Raw genomic sequence first — 681 nt, 5'->3', positions numbered from 1 at the left:
CCTCGCTGGAAGCCTCACAGGCGCTCAGCCGTCTGGTTGACGATATTGTGTTGCTGAACCAGCTGGAAACCCTCGACTGGACACCGGATGCAGGCAGTTTCAATGTGCAAACCCTGCTGGATGAGCTGGTGAGCGAGCTGCTGCCCGTCATGCGCCGCAAAGGGCTGACGCTGATAATTGCCAATCACCGCAGCAGCGATGAGACGCGTTTTGGCGATCGTCGGGCAATCAGTAAGATCTTGTCCACGCTGCTGCACTATGCCGTGACCACCACGATGTGGGGCCGGGTAAGCGTATCTGTAAGTGCAGCGGACGATCGCCCGGATCGCCTGTCGATTGAGATTGTTGATACCGGTGCCGGTCTTTCGGCTGACGAAATGTCGAATACTGATTTCCCGTACCTGGGTGAGACTCATCAGGACCGTTATGGCCAAGCCTCGGGTATGGCCTTCTTCCTGTGTAAGCAACTGTGCAAACAGTTGGGCGGCCACCTGGATATCAGCGCCAGCCCGGATATCGGCACGCGTTACAGTATCCAGCTCCATACGCCGCTGGAACCTCAGCTGGCGCAGGAAGAGAAACTCCTGGAGGGCGTCAACGCCCTGATTGATATTACCGTTGATGACGTGCGTAAAATCGTCGTGCATCAGCTTGAAGACTGGGGCGCGAACTGCATTACGC

The 681-nt window shown here is 56.8% G+C and carries 1 protein-coding gene; it reads left to right on the top strand.

The genetic code is table 11. From position 1 onward, the window contains the following. On the top strand, positions 1-681 hold a 681-nt coding region (locus WH277_RS01585), incomplete at both ends, for an ATP-binding protein (protein WP_339503984.1).

This window comes from Erwinia sp. MYb416, assembly GCF_037479575.1.
Taxonomy (GTDB): domain Bacteria; phylum Pseudomonadota; class Gammaproteobacteria; order Enterobacterales; family Enterobacteriaceae; genus Erwinia; species Erwinia rhapontici.
The sequence above is the reverse complement of the archived record's forward strand: the minus strand, read 5'-3'. Positions and strand labels throughout refer to the sequence as shown.